Annotated in this window: 17 protein-coding genes, 1 pseudogene and 1 riboswitch; all 18 genes and pseudogenes read right to left on the reverse strand. The window is 35.4% G+C overall.

Going from position 1 to position 21,041, the window contains the following annotated elements; all coding sequences use genetic code 11:
* Positions 1-76: 76 nt before the first annotated feature.
* The 18 genes and pseudogenes from ATN92_RS10505 to ATN92_RS10580 all read right to left on the reverse strand — a co-directional run bounded on the left by ATN92_RS10505 (position 77) and on the right by ATN92_RS10580 (position 20,978).
* A pseudogene (locus ATN92_RS10505) lies at positions 77-889 on the reverse strand (HAD family hydrolase).
* Positions 890-970: 81 nt separating this feature from the next.
* Positions 971-1,576 carry a putative quinol monooxygenase gene (locus ATN92_RS10510; RefSeq protein ID WP_056952854.1) on the reverse strand — a complete coding sequence of 202 codons (606 nt, stop codon included), beginning with the start codon at positions 1,574-1,576 and terminating at the stop codon, positions 971-973.
* Between the two features lie 14 nt (positions 1,577-1,590).
* Positions 1,591-1,728, reverse strand: a complete 138-nt coding sequence (locus tag ATN92_RS18880; protein ID WP_234032578.1) for an LbetaH domain-containing protein — start codon at positions 1,726-1,728, stop codon at positions 1,591-1,593.
* On the reverse strand, positions 1,729-2,178 hold the full coding sequence (locus tag ATN92_RS18620; RefSeq protein WP_234032579.1) for a maltose acetyltransferase domain-containing protein: 450 nt from the start codon (positions 2,176-2,178) through the stop codon (positions 1,729-1,731).
* 3 nt (positions 2,179-2,181) lie between these two features.
* A complete protein-coding gene (locus tag ATN92_RS18625; protein ID WP_234032580.1) occupies positions 2,182-2,742 on the reverse strand; it encodes an LbetaH domain-containing protein in 561 nt (186 codons plus the stop codon).
* Positions 2,743-2,875: 133 nt separating this feature from the next.
* Entirely contained in the window at positions 2,876-4,165 is a 1,290-nt protein-coding gene (locus ATN92_RS10520) for a bifunctional folylpolyglutamate synthase/dihydrofolate synthase (protein WP_056952858.1), read from the reverse strand.
* 2 nt (positions 4,166-4,167) lie between these two features.
* Positions 4,168-4,707: a folate family ECF transporter S component gene (locus tag ATN92_RS10525; protein WP_199250840.1), complete on the reverse strand. Its 540-nt coding sequence runs from the start codon at positions 4,705-4,707 to the stop codon at positions 4,168-4,170.
* Positions 4,708-4,736: 29 nt separating this feature from the next.
* Positions 4,737-4,831, reverse strand: a riboswitch (THF riboswitch).
* A 268-nt stretch (positions 4,832-5,099) separates the two neighbouring features.
* The gene (locus tag ATN92_RS10530; protein WP_158106722.1) at positions 5,100-6,086 is read right to left on the reverse strand and encodes an aldose epimerase family protein; all 987 of its coding nucleotides are present in this window, start codon (positions 6,084-6,086) and stop codon (positions 5,100-5,102) included.
* A 16-nt stretch (positions 6,087-6,102) separates the two neighbouring features.
* Positions 6,103-6,774, reverse strand: a complete 672-nt coding sequence (gene pgmB / locus ATN92_RS10535; RefSeq protein ID WP_056952864.1) for a beta-phosphoglucomutase — start codon at positions 6,772-6,774, stop codon at positions 6,103-6,105.
* 66 nt (positions 6,775-6,840) lie between these two features.
* Positions 6,841-9,084 (reverse strand): glycoside hydrolase family 65 protein, encoded by a 2,244-nt coding sequence (locus ATN92_RS10540; protein WP_056952866.1) that lies wholly within the window; start codon positions 9,082-9,084, stop codon positions 6,841-6,843.
* A 30-nt stretch (positions 9,085-9,114) separates the two neighbouring features.
* On the reverse strand, positions 9,115-10,758 hold the full coding sequence (locus tag ATN92_RS10545) for a glycoside hydrolase family 13 protein (RefSeq protein ID WP_158106723.1): 1,644 nt from the start codon (positions 10,756-10,758) through the stop codon (positions 9,115-9,117).
* A 1-nt stretch (position 10,759) separates the two neighbouring features.
* Positions 10,760-12,385 carry a glycoside hydrolase family 13 protein gene (locus tag ATN92_RS10550; RefSeq protein WP_158106724.1) on the reverse strand — a complete coding sequence of 542 codons (1,626 nt, stop codon included), beginning with the start codon at positions 12,383-12,385 and terminating at the stop codon, positions 10,760-10,762.
* A gap of 13 nt (positions 12,386-12,398) precedes the next feature.
* Entirely contained in the window at positions 12,399-14,153 is a 1,755-nt protein-coding gene (locus ATN92_RS10555; protein ID WP_056952872.1) for a glycoside hydrolase family 13 protein, read from the reverse strand.
* Positions 14,154-14,308: 155 nt separating this feature from the next.
* Complete coding sequence (locus ATN92_RS10560) at positions 14,309-15,172, reverse strand: sugar ABC transporter permease (protein WP_056952874.1); 864 nt, start codon at positions 15,170-15,172, stop codon at positions 14,309-14,311.
* Positions 15,173-15,177: 5 nt separating this feature from the next.
* Complete coding sequence (locus tag ATN92_RS10565) at positions 15,178-16,527, reverse strand: carbohydrate ABC transporter permease (protein WP_056952876.1); 1,350 nt, start codon at positions 16,525-16,527, stop codon at positions 15,178-15,180.
* Between the two features lie 41 nt (positions 16,528-16,568).
* Positions 16,569-17,804, reverse strand: coding sequence for an extracellular solute-binding protein (locus ATN92_RS10570; RefSeq protein ID WP_056952878.1), 1,236 nt, complete (start codon positions 17,802-17,804; stop codon positions 16,569-16,571).
* A gap of 208 nt (positions 17,805-18,012) precedes the next feature.
* On the reverse strand, positions 18,013-19,305 hold the full coding sequence (locus ATN92_RS10575) for an alpha-amylase family glycosyl hydrolase (protein WP_056952880.1): 1,293 nt from the start codon (positions 19,303-19,305) through the stop codon (positions 18,013-18,015).
* A 17-nt stretch (positions 19,306-19,322) separates the two neighbouring features.
* Positions 19,323-20,978: a glycoside hydrolase family 13 protein gene (locus tag ATN92_RS10580; RefSeq protein ID WP_234032581.1), complete on the reverse strand. Its 1,656-nt coding sequence runs from the start codon at positions 20,976-20,978 to the stop codon at positions 19,323-19,325.
* Positions 20,979-21,041: the final 63 nt, after the last annotated feature.

Genomic DNA, 21,041 nt, shown 5'->3' on the forward strand with positions numbered 1-21,041 from the left:
TAACTCATTAATTCAATTCCTTAATCAAAAAAACTCACAAAATACAATATTTGTGAGTTTTGATATTTAAAATTTTTTAGAATTCATCTTTAAAGAATTTTTCCAAGAATACAGCAATACCATCTTTAGCATTTGTTTCTGTCACATAATTGGCCTGTTCTTTGATTGTACTTACACCATTACCCATGGCAACCGAATACTTAGCTTGTTGCATCATTCCTAAATCATTCATTCCATCACCAAAGACAAAAGTATGATCTGCATCAATACGTTGTTCCCACTGAACTTGTTGAATAGCAGTGGCCTTATCGGTCTTTAAAGGAATCATTTCAATATTGTCAGGACCTGATGATGATAGACGCAACTTCTTGCTGTCAGCTAATTTAGCTTTAGCTTGATTCAATTCATCCATATCCCCACGACTTAATTTATCACTAATTCCATCTAAATCATCTTGATAGAATGACTTCTTAATATCTTTAATTATTTTATAACCAAAGGCCTCATCAAAGTTACCAGCATTCTGTGCAATGAAGTGCGGAATTTTTTCAGTGAAGTAAGCTGTCTCAGGTGTAAACAACATCATTGGCAACTTATTGACTTGCGTTATTTGATAAGCCAATTCAACCGTTTTACTGCCTAGCAAAGTCACTTCACGACCATTAATACCATCGAAAACAGCCCCATTGGAAGTAATCAAGCCAACTTCAGGATTCTAATTTATTAATTCCATGGATAATTTAAACAGCATTTAACCCGTAGCAATATAAAATTTAACATCATGCTTTTGCAAACGCTCAATTGTGGCTTTGGTACGAACTGAAATATGTTTATGGTCACTTGATAAGAGCGTTCCATCTAAATCCATAAATACTAAATATTTTGACATTTTAAAGTCCTCGTCTGCTTTATAAATAATTACATATTCTATTGTAGCAGACTATTGAAAACGTTTACCTGATTTTGCTGATTATTCTAATTTTAAATCGTCTTGACTAACCATTGTATCAATATTCAATTCATGAATTGAATATTCAGCCGAAATTTTTGATAACTGTTGACTAATATTTACCTTCTCCATAGTTGATTTATTCTGAAAAATATCAATTATCACCCAATGATCAGAATCAATATTACTTACAAAGCTGGCTATGGTATTTTGAGAGATGCTCTTTAAAACTTCTAACTTGCTATAATCTGTAGTTATCTCAAGTAACCGAGCAAAATACGGATTTTCATCTTTAATCTCTAACACTTGATCATTCGCATGAAGTGTCTCTAAGTTCAATTTGTGAATCTTCTTAGATTGAACCACCTTTTGAGCAAATTTGGCATAACGTTGAAATTGTGGTGAAGCGGCATGAATTTGATAACTTGCTTCATCTTGATACATTTCAAAAATATAATTAACACTACCAGCCTCATCTTCGTGTGTAGCACACATCATCAAAGTACCTGCTTCATTTCTGTGAGAAGTTATTAGATTATTCATCCCTTCTGCTAGAAAATCCTGTCTGTTCTTAGGATCAATGGTTAATTTGTACAAACTGAAAATTGGTTTCTTTAGTAATTTCACAATTATCTACCTCACTATTTTTTTAAGCTGGGTAATTTCTTGATTACTTTAGCAGGAACGCCACCCACAACACAATTATCAGGTATATCACTTACAACTACAGCTCCAGCACCAACAATCACGTTATTGCCAATATGAACGCCACCGATCAATCAATACCTAACGCCGATCCAAACATCATTACCAACTGAAATGGGTTCTGTGTGGGTAATCAAATAATGGCTACCATCCTCATGAACACCAAAACGATGATTGGCATCAATTGAATGTTCACCACAGTAAAATTTAGTATCCGGAGCCACAATGACACGATCACCCAAAGTAATTAAATTGGAATCTTGAAAGTAACAGTTACCATTGATAAAATTATCGTCGCCAAAAATGATATGTGAACCATAGATAGCACCGAATTGACCATTAATTGTTAAATTAGTTCCAACGTGTTTGAACAATGATTTCATTGTCTCATTTCTTTCTTTGACATCAGTTTGAGTATTGATCTCTTGAATCATTTTTTTACCACGTACAATCATCTGCTGTAATTCGGAATCTCGATAATCATACTCTTGTCCTGCTAATAATTTTTCATGTTCTGTCATCATAAGTTATCCCCTAACATCTCTTATTTTTTTAGCTGGTGACCCAACTACAACACTATTTGGAGCCACATCCTTAGTCACTACTGAAGCTGCTCCAACAATTGAGTTCTCTCCAATCGTCACTCCAGGAAGTACTGTGACACCAGTTCCCAACCAAACGTTCCTTTCAATATGAATTGACTTGGTAATCAAAGTTCTTCTTTCTGCAGGAGCCTCACCATGATTCACTGTAATTAGACTCACTCTCGGACCCAACTTAGCACCCTCATCAATCCAGATACCACCTAAATCCATGAAGAAACAATCTTTATTGATAAAGACATTCCCTTTAACAAAAGTATGACAGCCTAAATCAGCATTGAACGGTGCTTTAATATCACTAGTACTAGGAACTTGATAACCAAACAAGCGACTGAACAGTTCCTTACCGTCATCAATTGTCTGATTTTGATAATTAATCTCATTAATTATCTGTGTATTCTTCTCTACCGTTTGATCAACCAATTTAAAATCAGCCTCGTTATAATCCAGAACTCCACCCTTTAAAGCTTTATCTAACGCATCCATTTTCTTACCTCTTTATCCTTAGGATAAGGGTAGGACGGGTATTCGTCTAATACTTATCTTGTATTTAGACAAATTCATTTTTTGAATAACAAAAAAGATTGAGACATAATTTGAATAATTACATCTCAATCTCTTATTTGATTTGTGAACGTACTTCTGATGAAAAATATAGCGAACCTGCGATTAAAAGTAACTCATTAGATTTCAAATTATCTTTTAACTCTCGATAAGCTTTACGCCAATCTGCACTTAACTTTATCCGTGGTTGCCAAGCTTTGAAATCTTCTAATCTCAAGGCTCTTTTATCATCAAAAGTGGTCAAAGTAATTTCAACATTAGGTATCTGTAATAACTCTTCCAGCATTGTTCCAATATCCTTGGTAACAATGGCCGAAAATAGTATTCTTACATGATAATCCTGATAGTCACTCAAAAGATTCTCTTTTAACCGTTTAATAGCGTGAGGATTATGGGCCCCATCCATAATTACTAATGGTTTTGAACTAATAATCTCCATTCGAGCCGGCCATCTGGTTTGCAATAAACTGTGCATAATTTGTTCTTTATCAAATGATAAATCATGCTTCTGCATATAGAGATAATACATCTCTAATGCCACAGCTGCATTTTCAACTTGTTGATGACCTATAAGTGGCGTTTCTAAGTTTTTCAATTTTATATCATGATTACGAAAATCAAATTTTTCAAACTGCTGTTCAACAAATCCCCGATAATCCGTTTGATAATCCCGTTCCCAAACATACACCGTTGAATTCTTCTTAAGTGCTTGAGTCTTAATGACTTTCAGAGCAGCTTCAGAAACATTTCCAACGACCAATGGCGTATTTTCTTTGATGATACCGGCCTTCTGATAAGCAATTTTCTCAATTGTATCCCCTAAAAAAGCAGTATGATCTAATCCAATCGTCGTAATGGCGATCAATTCTGGTTCAATAACATTTGTACTATCTAGCAGGCCACCCATACCCACTTCAATAATCGCTAAATCCACTCGTCCTTTAAAATAGTAAAATGCTAACCCAGTAAGAATTTCAAATTCAGTTATACCATAAAATTTCTTTTGATTATCCATTTGTTCAACTAACGGTTTAATCTGATTACCCAGTTTAACTAAATCAGAATTGCCAATTTCTTGTCCGTTGATCTCCACTTGTTCAGCAAAATCCTTTATGAATGGCGAATTAAAAGTACCCACCCTTAGGCCATCAGCACGTAATAAATTAGCCAAATAGCGTGTTGTCGATCCTTTTCCATTAGTACCTGCAACATGAATCGTTGGATAGGTTCGTTCAGGATTACCGAGTAGACGTAATAATTCAGTAATACGTTCTAATCCTGGACAACTGCCAAAATAACCTCGTGAAATAATCCATTCAATAACTTCTGAACCTGTTGTAAACATTTTTACCCCTTTGCCATGTAACGACTAGCAAGCATTTTTAGTGGCAGTGCCTTGCCAAAGAACATGATTGAGCCTGTTTGAATAAAGAGCATAGCAACTGCTTTGATAATTCTAGGAATCCAAAGTCCCATATTAAAGAATGGTACATGATACATGATCGATAACCATAGTGGTGTTAAGAATAAACTAATAATAATAGTATTTAGTAAAACGCAGATGAAAGTATTTTTTAAAGTAATTTCTTTTTTGTAGAAGAAAAGTCCGTATAACACACCTGAAATAAGCGCATTTAATGTAAAACAAATGAAGAATCTGGCTTTACCAAAAAGCGTTGTTCCGACAACGTCAGCTACTACTGATGAAATTCCGGCCCAGAGTGGACCAAAAAACATTCCTAAAATGGCTTGTGGTATAAATTCAAATGAAATACGTAGAAATTGTGTTTGAATACTTAAAAAATTAGTTAAGACAATCATCATTGCCACTAAAAGACCCATTGTTGAAATTGCATAAATACTGTTTTTCTTGTTCATTTTGAGCATCTCCTCTTAGAGCTGCTACATATCTTTTATGCAGCGAATGCGAGAATAAAACCGCGAATTTACTTCTTCGTTCAAAAGCACATTCCGTCTTTTTGACACTTAACGCTTTATTCTCTACTCTGTTATCCTTTTATTTTTAAATCGTGGTATTACTATTATTTTCCTCCTTATTCATTTAACTTTTTTAATATAACGTCCAATAGCGAACACGGTCAATAGATTTTATGTATATAGTTCGTATAACACGTATCCATAAATATAAAAAAAATCGGTACAAAAATTCTAATTTCAGAATTTTCATATCGATTATTTTTCACTAAAATTTAAAATGTTAAATTCGTTAACATATTCATTTGAACTAAATGACACGGCAATATTAATGAATACAGTCTCTAATCTAATTTTCGGTATTTATACTTATTAGTATAGGCTACTTTTTTATCCTTACTTAAAACAATATCTCCAAAGCCTGGATGATGAATAGCATCTGGCAACGTCTGTAATTCCATTGCCAAACAACTATAATCATATTTTGCTGCCTTTTGAGCATCTTCAGGATTAGCGGTAAAAATAACCATACCATTACGATCCGTATACAAATCAACGAACCGTTTATCAGATTTGATTGTAGCAGCATGTCCATCAACGACAAAGGTATCGTCGTATTCATGCTTATCTAATAAGGACAATTGATCCAATCCTTTACCAATAGTCTTAAATTGCTTGAAATCATAAGGTCCTTCAGTTGGCAAATATTGTCCTGTAGGAATCTTACCATCATCAACTTCTAGGAATTTATCAGAATTTATTTGTAACTGTTGCTGACTGATATTTTCGTCATCAACATCGAAATAGACGTGACAAGTTGGATTGAACAAAGTATCGTGATCCGTATTTGCTCCATAAGTAACGTAAACTTCATCATCATCAGTCAACATATAAATAACATTGACCTCAAGTTTTCCGGGAAAGCCATCCTCGCCTCTTACAGTATGACTAAACATCACGGCCTTATTAGAAATTTGTCGGCTGGAGAAGTTTTGATACTGAAGTCCATGACTACCGCCATGTAAAAAGTTTTCACCTTCGTTTTGTTCCATTTGATAACTCGCATCATTAATCTTAAAGGTGGCATCTTTAATTCTTCCGGCTACACGTCCAATTGTTTTACCAACTTGATAAGGTGTTTTAATGTAGTCCTCCAAATTATCAAAATGCTCAATCAATGAATGTTTTTTACCATCCTCAACGACTTCAAAATTTTGCCAAGTCGCAGCATAGCTCATAATACTAATACTTGTTTGATTTTTATTAGTAATTTTATAGAGGTAAACCGGTTCAGAATCAATTTCCCCAAAAATTGTTTTTGAAACGCCCATTTTATTACCCCTCTTTTTAGTTCATTGCCTTCTTAATATTTGCTAATGTTACTTGTGACGTATCAGTGAAGTTAATATCGGCTTCATTTAAGATTCCCGGATCACCAATACCAACAGATGTTTCATGAGCACCATTAACCGATTTAATACCTGAAACAGCATCTTCAAGTCCGATACATTCTTCAGGCTTCAAGTTCAATACTTCGGCACCACGAACATAAATTTCTGGATCTGGCTTTCCATTCTTCAAAGTACTTGGATCAACTCTGGCATCAAAGTATTTTTCCAAATCCAAAGCTTGCAATACCTTAGGCGAATTCTTAGAAGACGAGGCTAATGAAATTAAGTAATTATTAGCACTTAAATCTTCAATAAATTCTTTCATACCAGGGAGAATATCCTTATCAGTCAATCCCTTTAAAAGATTCAAATAATTATCATTTTTTTCAGTAGCATACTTAACTTTTTCATCTTCAGTGTAATCGTTTTCTTTACCACCAGACTTTAAAATCAAGTTAAGTGAATCCATTCTACCAACACCCTTTAGTTGGTTAGCTAAATCCTCAGTCCATGTAACGCCCAATTTATCTGCTAATTGATGCCATGCTTTTGCATGATAGACTGATGTATTAGCGATTACACCATCTAAATCGAAGATGAAACCTTTAATTTGTTCAAATTTTACCATATCGCGTTATTAACTCCTTTGATAAAAAGATGTCTGAAATAACTTCCAGGCATCTTAAGTTTACAATTATTTTAGCATTAGTGGTTTATCGTTGACTTGAATTTGAAGTGGATCACCAGATACCAACTTGAATTCTGATCCATTTTCCTTGACGGCTACTTCGATGACACGACCTCTGAATACTTGTCTGAATGAGTAACTATTCCATTTCTTAGGTAAAAATGGCTTATAACTCAAAGTACCATCATCGTGAACACGCATGCCCGCAAATCCTTGAACCATGGCTAACCAGCCACCTGTCATTGAAGTAATATGCAAACCATCTGCAGTATCATTATTATAATTGTCTAAGTCTAGTCTAGCTGTTCTCTCATATAATGCAACCGCTTTCTGGTCATAATGTAAATCTGCGGCCAAAACAGAGTGAATTGCTGGTGAAAGACTTGATTCATGAACTGTTAATGGTTCATAGAAATCAAAGTTACGTTTCTTCTCGCGTTCTGAGAAATCATCAATAAAGTCCCAAATACCTTGAAGAACATCACCTTGCTTGATATATGGTGAACGTAGGATTTTGTCCCATGACCAATGTTGGTTGATTGGTAATTGATCACTTGGAATTGAGCTGACTGGTTCAATATCTTTGTCCAAGAAACCATCATGTTGAACAAAAATTCCAAGATCTTCATCATATGGCAAATACATTTTGTCTACAATATCTTGCCATTGATCCATTTCTTCTTTAGAAACATTCAACTTTTCAAATTGATCTTTACTTACTTCACCAAGGATTTGAAGTGTATACTTCAGAGTCCAGCGAGCCAAGAAATTTGTGTACCAGTTGTTGTCAACGTTATTTTCATATTCATCTGGTCCAGTAACACCATGAATCATATATTGTTCGTTACGTTTGCTGTAATGAACACGGTCAGCCCAGAAACGTGACATTTCAGTCAACATCTTGCTACCTTCATGAAGAACAAATGACTTATCACCTGTATAACGAGTGTAGTTATAAATAGCAAAAGCAATATCGCCGTTACGGTGGATTTCTTCAAAAGTGATTTCCCACTCGTTGTGACATTCAATACCGTTGAAAGTAACCATTGGATATAACGCACCTTTTAGTCCTTGTCTCTGGGCATTGATATAGGCACCCTTTAATTGGTTATAACGATACATTAATAGATTACGTGATACTTCTGGTTGAGAAACTCCTAGATAAACTGGAATACAGAATGCTTCGGTATCCCAATATGTAGCCCCACCATATTTTTCACCAGTGAAACCTTTTGGTCCAATGTTCAAACGTGAATCTTCACCAGAATATGTTGTGAATAGTCCAAAGAGATTGAAACGCATACCTTGTTGGGCATCAGTGTCCCCATCAATCTTAATATCAGATTGATTCCAACGATTATTCCAAACATTTTCATGTGCACTTAACAAGTCTTCATAGGAAACACCACTAACTTTAGCAGCAATACCCTCCATAGCATCTCTTAAGTCATCAATTGTTTCGTAATCACGTGATGTAACTACAGCAACACGTTTCTCAATTGTACCAACTTCATGAGCCTTCAAATCAGCTACGAAAGTCTTACTAGTTTCCAATTTATCGACTGTTTGATCGACTTCTTTAAGTCCAGTTACATAACCAACTTGCATACCTGATGTGAATCTTGGTGTACCAAAATCATTTGGCTTTGTTTTAGCAATGATACTGTTATCAGTAATTTCCAAAACTTCCCAGAAGTGTTCATCATAGTTAGCATCTTCATTCTTTACGTTAGCATCCAATGAAGAAATAACTTTAACTTCAACAGAATCATCTGACAAGTTTTCAAAGCTGACCTTTTGAACAGATAGTTCTTTTTGAGCAACACTTAAAAATCTTTCAAAATTGAATTTGACTTTAACGCCATCTTTTTCAACGATAAATGAACGCTTCAAAACGGCATTTTTCATATCAAGATCAAGTGTAAAGTCACTGATTTTATCAGTGTATAAATCCAATTTAGAACCGTTGATTAAAAAGTTCATCTTAATGAAATTAACGGCATTGATAACTTTACCAAAGTATTCTGGGTAGCCATTCTTCCACCAGCCAACACGAGTCTTATCAGGATACCATACACCAGCTAGATAGCTACCAGGAAGACTGTCGCCTGAGTAATCTTCTTCAAAATTACCACGCATTCCCATGTAACCATTACCTAAACTAGTTAAACTTTCTTGTAATCGTTTATTTTCCTTATCCAATTTGTGTGTGACTACATTCCAAGGAGCCACTTCAAATATTCTTTTCATAATCAAACCCACCATATATAAATTTATCTTTTAATTAATTTTTTCCATTACTACAACATCGTATGGCTGTAAGGTCATATTCTTGTTCAATTCAATTTCTTCATTATTAGTATTAGTTAACTTAACTTGCCATTTATTTTTGACGATCTTATTTGGCATCGTAACTTCATGTTCGTTTTGACTGAGATTACTGATGACAAGATATTCTTGTTTATCATCCTGTCTTATGTAGGAAAAGATGTCTGGATCATTATCAAGAATCAATTCAAATGTTCCATCGACAAACACTGGTTGACTCTTCCTTAAAGCAATCAATTGTTTGTAGAAGTTCAAAACTGAATCTGCATCGTTAGCTTCATCGGCCTGATTGATCGTATGATAGTTCTCATTGATTGCTAACCAAGGCTTGCTATCTGAGAAACCAGCATTGGCTTTATTAACCCATTGCATTGGTGTCCGAGCATTGTCACGTGACCAATGAGAAATGATCTTCATCGCTTCTTTTGGTGTATGTCCCTCGGCAATCTTTTGATCAACACGATCCTTTGTATCATCGTCATCCATTTGTTCAGGTTTGGTAAATGGGAAATTTGTCATCCCCAATTCCTGACCCTGATAAATAAATGGTGTTCCTCTCAACAACATGTAGGTTGCAGCGATGGCCTTAGCTGAATGTTTAGTTTCATTTCCCAAAACGGTATTGAATCTTGGATTATCGTGATTTTCAACATATAGAGCATTCCAACCACCATCAGCTAAGTCACGTTGCCATCTGGCTAGAACTTTCTTGAAGCCTAAAGGATTAATACGTTGTTCACCAGGTTTTCCTTCTTGAACATTCTGCTCAAGTTCAAAAATCATATTGATATAGCCTGAACGGTTAGGATCAGTCCAATTAATCGCTTTACGACTTGTAACCCCACTGGCTTCGCCACCCGTCATAACGTTGTATTCATTGAAAATGTCACGTAATTCGGTCATGTATTTATCAATGCCTTTGACATTCATAAATGGTGCCCATGGATTATCTTTGATCTTGAAATCCCATGGTTCTTTTTGTATATGACTAATGGCATCCATTCTAAAACCATCAATACCTAAGTCAAGCCACCAACGAATCATCTTATAAATATCTTCACGTACTTTCGGATTCTTCCAATTCAAATCTGGTTGTTGAGCTGCAAAAACATGGAAATATGCTTGTTCAGTCTTAGGATCATAGGTCCAAGCTGAATGACCAGAGAAACTCTTCCAATCATTTGGCATTTTACCCGGCGTTGCATCGGCCCACAAGTAATAGTCACGATATGGATTATCCTTGCTCTTTTGCGATTCAATAAACCATGGATGCTGATCCGAGGTGTGATTAACAACTAAGTCGAGAATAACCTTAATGCCCATTTCATGAGCCTTAGTTAATAATTCTTTAAAATCATCCATCGTTCCAAATTCAGGTTCGATACTTTCATAATCAGAAATATCATAACCATTATCGACATTAGGTGACTTATAAATTGGATTGACCCAAATAAAATTAACACCCAAGTCCTTTAAATAAGGAAGTTTTTCAATGATTCCGCGGATATCACCGATACCGTCATTGTTGGAATCCTTAAAACTACGAGGATAGACCTGGTAGCCTACGGCATTTTTCCACCATGTTTGATCTGCCATTTTAGACCACTACTTTCACTGCAAATGATTCCCAAGGCTTTAATTCTAAGTCAGAAACATCGGTAATCTTATGATCGTAATTTTGAATAATTGTTTCACCAACATTAACATCTGCTAACTGTAGCTTATGTCTGTTATTAGAGAAGTTGTTGACAATCAACCATGTTTCACCTTGATACTCTCTTTCAAAGGCAAAAATTTCATCTTGTGTATCGAGTAATTTGAAATCACCCCATATCATGATTGGATTGTCTTTTCTCAACTGAATCAATTTCTTGTAAGTATAGAAGAGTGAATTCTTATCAGCTAAAGCAGCTTTAACATTGATTGACTTGTAATTAGGATTTACTCCTAACCATGGAGTTCCTGTTGTAAAGCCGGCATGTTCTGTTTCATCCCATTGAATTGGAGTTCTAGCATTATCGCGTCCCTTAGTATTGATAGACTTGATAATGTCTTCTTTCTTATAACCTTCATCAATTCTTTGAAGATACATGTTGCGACTCTCAATATCAGAAATTTCAGAAAAGTCTTTGATTGGCTTATTCGTCATACCAATTTCTTCGCCTTGGTAGATGTAAGGAGTTCCTTTCAGCATGTGTAAGAGGATGGCGAACATCTTACCGCTCTCAACACGATATTCCTTATCATTACCCCAACGAGAAATAATTCTTGGTAAATCATGATTATTCCAGAATAAAGAATTCCAACCTTGATCATCCAATTCTGTTTGCCATCTAGCTAAAACTTGTTTTAGTTCACCGACTTGTAATGGACGAAGGTCCCATTTATCTTTGCCAGGTTGTTGATCCAATCCAACTTGTTCAAATTGGAAAACCATTGATAATTCATGACGTTTAGGATCAGAATAAAGTTTAGCAATCTCCGGAGTAGCACCCCATGTTTCACCAACTGTCAGCATATCTTTACCGCCGAAAGTTGCTTTATTCATTTCTTGTAAATAATCATGAAGCTTAGGACCATTACCAGTGATCATCTTATCTGGTTGCTTACCGATTAAATCGATAACATCGATTCTGACCGCGCCAATACCTTTATCAATCCAGAAGTTCATCATTTTATATACGGCTTGACGAACTTTTTCATTTTCCCAATTCAAATCAGGTTGTTTCTTACTGAAGAGATGAAGATAATATTGACCGGTTTTCTCATCGAATTGCCAAGCTGGACCACTGAAGGTTGATTGAAGATCATTTGGTACGTCCCCATCTTTAGGATCACGCCAAATGTAGTAATCACGATAAGGATTATCTTTACTCTTCTTTGATTCGATGAACCATTTATGCTCATCAGAAGAATGATTAACGACTAAGTCCATAACAATACGGATGTTTCTCTTTTTAGCCTGATTGATCAATTCATCCATATCTGCCATCGTACCGAATTCTTGCATGATATTTTGATAATCAGAAATATCGTAACCGTTATCATCATTAGGTGAACGGTAAACTGGTGAAAGCCAAATTGCACCGATGCCCAAATCTTTTAAATAATCTAATTTACTGATGATTCCCTTAAGATCACCAACTCCATCACCATTTGAATCCTTAAAACTGCGGGGATAAACTTGATATACTGTTGTCTCTTGCCACCAATGTTTTTGCAAATTAAGCACCTCTCTATTTAACTAATGCAAATCCTTTAGGATCAACCGTTAATTCATGATTATTTTCTGTAACTAAGTTACTCAAAACTACACTCTGACTAGTTGTTACTTGTTTAGGAGCATCGCCTGCATTCAAAATAACTTTAACTTCAGTACCATTTAATTTACGACTCAAGATCAATAATCCATCATCACAAATCTTCTCCCAAACCATTTCTCCTTCAGAAAGAACCTTTTGATTATCTTTTCTAAAAGCAATCAAATGTTTAAAGAAATCATATAGATTCAAGTCTTGTTGAGATTTATCCCAAACCATACACTTACGACATTCAGGATCATTGCCGCCATCCATACCAACTTCATCACCATAATAGATACATGGCACACCTGGTTGTAAATATGTGAAAGCTAGTACTTGTTTCATTAAATCTTTATCATCATTCGTTTCAGTCAATAATCGAGCTGTATCATGTGAATCTAAAACATTGAATTGAATCTGATCTGTTTGATCACGATAGAGCATCAATTGGTCATTGATATCTGAAACCATTTTTTCAATTGGAATTTGTTTCTTAATTAAGTATTTAGAAATCGAATCAGTATAAGCATAATTCATTACAGCACTGAATTGATCTCCCTGGAGCCAACCTTGTGAGGAGTGCCAAACTTCCCCTAAAATATAGAAGTCTTTCTTAACACTGTCGCAAGTTCTTCTAAAGTCACGCCAGAATTCATGGTCAACTTCATTTGCTACATCTAATCTCCAAGCATCAATATCGAACTCTTCAATCCAATACTTAGCAATCTTCAGCAAATGCTCTTTAACTTCTGGATTGGCAGTATTCAATTTTGGCATATGTGGTGTGAAGGCAAAGGTATCGTAAGAAATATTCTTGGCCTGTTCGAAACCAACGTCCTTATATGATACTGGGAATTTGTTGATATGGAACCAGTTAGCATATTTAGAATCTTTACCATTCTTAACAACATCCAACCATTGTGATGAATTGTCCCCCATATGATTGAAAACTGCATCCAACATAACTTTAATACCACGTTTATGGCATTCTTGAACTAATTTTTTAAAAGTAGCTTTGTCGCCAAAGGCTGGATCTATTTCCATATAATCAATTGTGTCATATTTGTGATTAGACTTAGCTTTGAAGATAGGACAGAAATAGATTCCATTGACGCCCAAATCGGTTAAATGATCTAGGTGGTCGATAACACCTTGTAGATCTCCACCAAAGAAATCTGTAGCACTTGGAGTTTTAGAACCCCATGGCAAAGTATTTTCAGGATCATTAGACTTATCGCCGTTAGCAAATCTTTCTGGGAAAATCTGATACCAGACGGTCTTTTTGACCCACTCTGGTGCCTTGAAACGATCCACTTCGTGGAAATATGGCAATCTAAAGTAATTATCAGGACTATCGTAGACGCTCTTTTCAAATGAGAACACACCATGATCGCCATAGAATATGGTTATACCATCGTTACCAGTAACCTTAAATGCATAGGAAATACGTTTGAATGGCTCTGTAACCTCAATAGTCCAAAAGTCATACAAGTCCGTCGTCAAATAGCGTTTCATTGGCGTTGGTTGATCTTGCCAATGATCTGTATCTAGCGTATACGGATCACCATGAAGTAACCCTACCTCTTTGACGTCTCCGCGAGCGGTCCTTAATCTAATATGCATTAAATTATCTTTGTATAGATATGCAAATTCGCTGTCTGGGCGATGATAAATTGCTGGTGTATTCATTGAAATAACCTCTCATTTTTAAAAAATTTGAATAAAAAAAGCTCTGCATTAAATAAATTCAAGACATTCACGTATTGAGTTAATTAAATGCAGAGCCAGATAAACTATACGAATTTAGTAATTCAAGTTTCCAGAATCAAAGTTCTAAAGCTAAATTACTTAACAGCACCTGATGTGACACCTTCGACATAGTACTTCTGCATATAGATGAAGAGTAATGTAATAGGAATCGCAATCAGAACACATCCTGCGGTGAATGTCATAAATAGTGAATTAGCAGTTGTCTGAGTCATCATTGAATATAACCCGATGGCAACAGTGTAATTCTTAACATCATCACCCATGATAATCTTAGCAAAGATGAAGTCCATCCATGGACCCATGAATGCTGTCAATGCTGTATAAACAATGATGGGCTTAGATAATGGTAATGTAATTTTAGTAAAGATTTGCCATTTGTTGGCACCATCGATCATAGCTGATTCATCCAAGGCCATTGGAATTGTATCGAAGAATCCCTTGGCAACATAGAATGCTAGAGCAGCTCCGGCTGAATAAACTAGGATCAAAGCTAGTAAACTACCAGCTAGGTTTAGAGCCTTAAGAATGTAGTAAATAGCAATCATACTCATGAAAGCTGGGAACATGTTTAGAACTAAAGCAACCTTTAGAAATGGTCTACGTAACTTGAATCTTAAACGAGACAAGGCGTATGACATTGAAATTGTGATGAAGGTTGACAAAACACATGTACATACGGAAACGATTAATGTATTAACAAACCAACGGACAAATGGATAGTTGCCTGAAGCATCAGTAATCAGCTTTGTATAATTTGATAATGTGAAATGCTTTGGAATAATATATGGAACGAAAGCTCCACCTTCTTGTCTGAAACTGTTCAATACAATCCACACGATTGGGAATAACCACACAACAGACATAATTGTCAGGATAGCATAGACTAGTATTTTAGTACGTTTCTTTTGAGCTTTATAATTAATTTCTCTTTTTGCCATTTCTATTATCCCTCCTTATATGAATTAGTATGTGTGTATGCCCATAAACTAAATACGGCAGATAGAATGAAGATCAAAATACCAATAACAGAAGCTAAATTATAATCCATTGTATTTACAGTCAAATTATATAGCCAAGTTACAAGCAAATCGGTTGATCCGGCACCATAGTAATTTGAGTTTGTAGGTCCACCACCAGTTAATAGGTAAATAACATTGAAGTTATTGATATTACCAATTAATTGTTGGATCAAAGATGGCATCATAACGAAAAGAATTTGTGGGAATGTAATAGATCTAAAGATTTGGAACTTATTAGCACCATCCATAACGGCAGCTTCAATCTGTTCTTGATCAAGGTTTTGAATAATACCAGTTGTAATTAACATAGTGGCTGGAATACCAATCCAGAGGTTAACTACGATGATAGAGAACTTAGCCATTGTTGGATCTGTTAGGAATGGAATAGATTTACTAATCCAACCCCAACTCTTCAAGATAGAATTAATAGGACCAGCATCGTTTAAAAGATTACGCATAATCAATAGTGAAATGAACTGTGGAACAGCCATTGTCAAAATAAAGATTGTACGCCACATTTTCTTGAGTTTAATTCCTTTTGTATTGATCAATAGAGCTAGAATAACTCCAAAGAAGAAACATGATACTGTGGCTATTACAGCCCAAACTAGAGTCCATCCCAATACTGGGAAGAATGTTGAGGCTATATCACCAGTAATAACATTAGAAAAGTTATGAAAGCCTACCCAAGTAAATAAATTCTTTGGTGGTAAATTATTATGATCGTAATTTGTAAAAGCAATTGAAATCATATATAACAGTGGCAAAACTGTGAAGAACAATACACCCATTAGAGGAATTGTCATAAGAGTCTGATGGAATCTTTCATTCAAAAGACTCTTTAAATCATCTTTAGTAGATGGAAGTGGTTTACCAGCTGCTTTAAGTTCATAAATATTTCTTGCACTCTTCAAGTTAACGATATAAAGAATTACTAGAACTATACAAATCAAAATTGCTGCAATACCAAACAAGAGGATAAGCATGGAGTTATCACCTTTTTGTAACACATCCATACCTAACTTGGAGTTATATACCAAGCCTTGTTTTTTTGTACCTAATGTCTGCAACATTGCTAAAGCATGAATACCATTGCGAATTAGCCAGAATAAAAATCCAACTTCAGCAACTAAAAATATTAACCCTTTAAGAATTTGTTTATTTGCAAAGTTTGAAAAGCCCATAATGATAAATGAAAGCTTTTCTGGCAATCCGCCCTTCATAAACAATTCTCTAAATGTTATATGTTGTTCCGTGGAATGTTTCTTAAACATATAATCGCACCCTTACTTTTTTTTTAGAGAAAATTGTTCTTTTAATTTGACTTCTTTGCGGAAACTGAAACAACTTTATCTAATTTCTTTTGATAATCTGATGACTTAATCTTGCCCTTGTATGTATCGTTGATGATTGAGTCCATTTGTGGCCAGAAGTTTGTGATTTCTGGAACCTTAGGCATAACAACTGAATGATCTGAAGCTGACATTGTCATAACTGACTTAGCTGTTTCATCATCTTTAACTGCTTGTGTTTGTTGAGCCTTAGTATTTGAAGGAACAACACCATTCTTGTTGAATTCAACCTTTTGTGTAGCTTCATTACTTAAGTAGTTAGCAAGTTTCATAGCAGCAACTGGTGATTTAGTTTGTTGGTTAACACCGTAAACTTTAACACCCAAGAATGCCTTCATTTGAACGTCGCCACTACCGAAGTTTACTGTTGGATATGGAGCAACGGCCATGTTCTTACCTAGAGCCTTCTTAACATCGTTCTTTGACCATGGGCCTGAAAGGAATGCATCTGTCTTACCTGATTGTAGATTTGATAGAGCAGCAGCGTTTGTTTGTACAACACCTGAGTTACTCTTTTGTTTTGCAATCCAGTCTAGAACTTGAATACCCTTTTCATTATTGAAGTTTGTTCCCTTAACTGTTTCACCATTCTTACCGTAAAGGTTATCGCCATTACTCATGAATAGTGGTGTGAAGATATAGTTAGCACCGGCTTCAGCGAAGTTTGTACCTAATTTACCTTTAGATGTTAATGTATCCCAACTCTTAACATCTTCTGCTGAAAGTTTTGACTTGTTGTAGTAAAGAACTTGTGATTCAACACCATATGGGAATCCATATACTTTGTTCTTCCATGTAACACCGTCAACAGCTGATTGAACGTTGTTAGCTTTAACAGTCTTTGTATACTTCTTTGATACTGGGTAAAGCAATCCGGCATCTGCCATTTGACCAATTTGATCATGAGGCATCATGAAGACATCAGCAGCTTTTTCAGGATCCTTTGAAACATCCTTTAGAGCATCAGCTGATGATCCAGCCTTAACGGTAACGTGAATCTTAGGGTTGGCCTTTTCGAACTTCTTAACTTGTCCCTTGATAGCGGAAACATGTTCGGTATCGATCCAAACCTTAATATTTTGAGTACTACTACTATCGCTAGATGAACTGCTGCTCTTGCTGCCGCAACCAGCTAAAACTAGCATTGACATACTTAGAACAACTCCACCTAAAAGAATCTTTTTCCAATTCTTCTTCATGCTTTTCTCCTCCTAAAAAATATCTAATCACTTAACAACTTCTATATTACCCATTTTTTCACAGGTTGCAATCGCTTTCACAATGTTACCGCTAACAGAAACAATTTCAGTTATAATGTTTACTAAAATAAAGACAATCATCTTAAAAAATGGCTAAAAAAAGAGCTACTCAACGTTTATGAGTAGCTCTTTTGCTAAAAATTGTTAATTATATAGCTTTTCCTTCAATGATAATTGGATCATAGTCAATCGTTAAAATACCATTTTGGACATTTACTAGTGAATTATCGATCAAATTAGTATATTGATCACTTCTTACATTAACCTTGGCACGTCCTGGTTGGCCTTTCAATGTGAACAAACCGACTCTAATCTTGTTGCCCTTAGTATAAGTTACTTTGACAACATCATTATCCAAAGCCTCGATTTCATAGTTACCAGCATATTGAATCTCATCTTGACTCAATTCATGCATTCTAACCATCAGAGCACTAAGATCCATCTTTTGATCTTTCCAATCAATCTTATCTTTATCGAATAGACTTGGAGTATGCTTCATACCAGCCTCTTGACCAGCATAGATCAAAGTTGAACCTTTTTGGAATTCGGAGAAAGCAGTCCAGTTGAACATATCATTTTCATTAATGAACATCTTATGAGCTCTAACTTGATCATGATTCTCCAAGCAACGCATCTTAATGTAATTCTTTGGATAAATATATTCTTGTTGATCCAAGGCTTCAATATAACATTCCAATGGAACCTTGTCATTGACATACTTACGCCAAATCTCATCAACATCATAATCATAAGTCATATCAAAGGCTTGATACATTTCACTATCTGATTCAGCGCAGAAGCCTCTATCTCTCAAGTATTTAATGTACCCACCACCAGAAGTTTCAGCTAACCAAACCATATCTGGATTGACCTTTGCAACTTCCTTACGAGCTTCTTTCCAGAAATCAAGTGGAACTTGTGGTGCTACATCACATCTGAAGCCATCAACTAAGTCAGCATACTTCTTCAAAGTTTCAATTTGATACTTCCATAGATCTTTATGAGAGTAATCTAATTCCGCAACATCAGTCCAATCAGGGTTCTTATTCATCAAATTGCCCATGCTATCACGTAAGAACCAGCCTGGATGTTCTTTCAAAAGTACAGAATCACGTGAAGTATGATTGTAAACAATATCAATCATTAACTTCATACCCATGTCATGAACTTTCTTAGAAAAATGAACAAAATCATCCCATGAACCAGTCTTAGGGTCAATTGAACGATAATCTTTGATTGAATAAGGTGAACCTAATTTACCCTTACGATCCTTCTTACCAATTGGATAGATTGGTAAAAGCCAAATGTAATCAGTTCCCAATTCTTTAATACGTTGTAAGTCATCCTCTAATGCTTTGAGGGTTCCTTTTTTAGTATGATTTCTTACGAAGACACTATAAATTTGAGCTCTTCTTAGTTTAACATCAGTATTATCTGCCATAATTTACACCCCTACTATTATTTTGATTCCAAAGCACAACTTCCCCACGGATCAAGTGTTAGTTCGTTATTAGTCAACTTAACTTCATTAGTTAACACTTTTTTCCATTTTGCCTCTGGTAAAGTAAATTTCTTCACTTTATTAGAAAAGTTGGTTACAACAATGCCCTTGTTATCTCTTGTTTGACGCAAGTATGCATAAATCTCTGGATCAGTGATCAATAATTGGTAATCACCGTTAGTAAAACAATTGTGCTTCTTAACACTTAATAAACTCTTGTAAAATGCCGCTAAACTCTTGGAATCTTCTAACTCAGCTGACACATTAGTTGCATCCGTCTGACCCCAATTCCATGGCTCTTTAGTTGAGAAACCACGATATTGGGAATCGTCCCATTGCATAGGACCACGAGCCGTCATTTCATCCTGATTATTTAACAGCTTTAGAATCTCTTCGTCTGCAAATGACTTCTCACGCAGCGTTTTAATTAAATCTACAGCTCTCTGATCGTCAAAATCAGATACTTGTTGATACTTCAATCCGTGCATTCCAATTTCTTCACCATAGTAAATAATTGGCATACCGCGTTGCAAGTACATCAAAGTTGCTAATAACTTGCTGACGTCTTCATTATCAACTGGTAAATTCAAGCGATCACGTAAACGACTAATATCATGATTACCCCAAGTTAACGTTGGCAGACTAATATCTGCTAACACACTTTCCCATGTCACATAAGTTTTTTTCAAACGGTCAAGCGACAAACGTCTTGTTTGGAAAAAACCTGGGACATCTGGATTACTGTCATCATAAACTTCACCATAATTGCCTGAATTGACCACTACATCACAACCATCTTCATCTGGTCTAGTATATTCGGCTGCATTTAAAGCATTAGCTGAAGATGCTTCGCCAAACAAGAAAGTATCCGATTTGAAGTCTTTGATCTCTCTGACAAATGTAGCTAAGTAATCTTTAACCTTTGGCAATTTAGCGTAGAAAGTGTCATCTGCTGGGAATTGTTCACCTTGGATTAAAGAATTTTGTTCCAAATTTGCTTTAGCTATATGGATAAAGGCGTCTAATCTGAAACCATCAACACCCTTTTCAATCCAAAACTTAGCAATATCCGCAATTGACTTACGTACTTCTGGATTCTTCCAATTTAAATCAGGCATTTTTTTATCAAATAAGTGGAAATAGTATTCATCTGGATCATTAGGATTCTTTTCCCAGACACTACCGCCAAAAAATGAGCCCCAGTTGTTAGGTTCATGTCTATCTACTTGTTTGTGCCAAATATAGTAATCCTTGAAAATACTATTAGGATTGTTAATGGCATCCTTAAACCACGGATGTTGATCCGAAGTATGGTTGATTGGTAAGTCTAGAATTATATGTAATCCTAGATGATGTGCCTTTTTCATCATTTCTGTAAAATCATCCATATCCCCGAGAATTGGATCAATTGCAAAATAATTTGAGACATCATAACCGTTATCAATTTGTGGTGACACAAAGATTGGATTTAGCCAAATAGTATTAAAGCCTAAATTCTTAATATAGTCTAAATGCGAAATTACTCCTTGAATATCTCCGATACCATCATCGTTGGTGTCCTGAAAACTTTTGGGGTAAATTTGATATACAATTGCTTTATCATACCAGTTCAAAATACATGGCCCCCCTTTTGTAAACCCTTACATACCAGTATAAAAAAGTAAGCCCCACAACCG

The organism is Companilactobacillus bobalius, assembly GCF_009764355.1.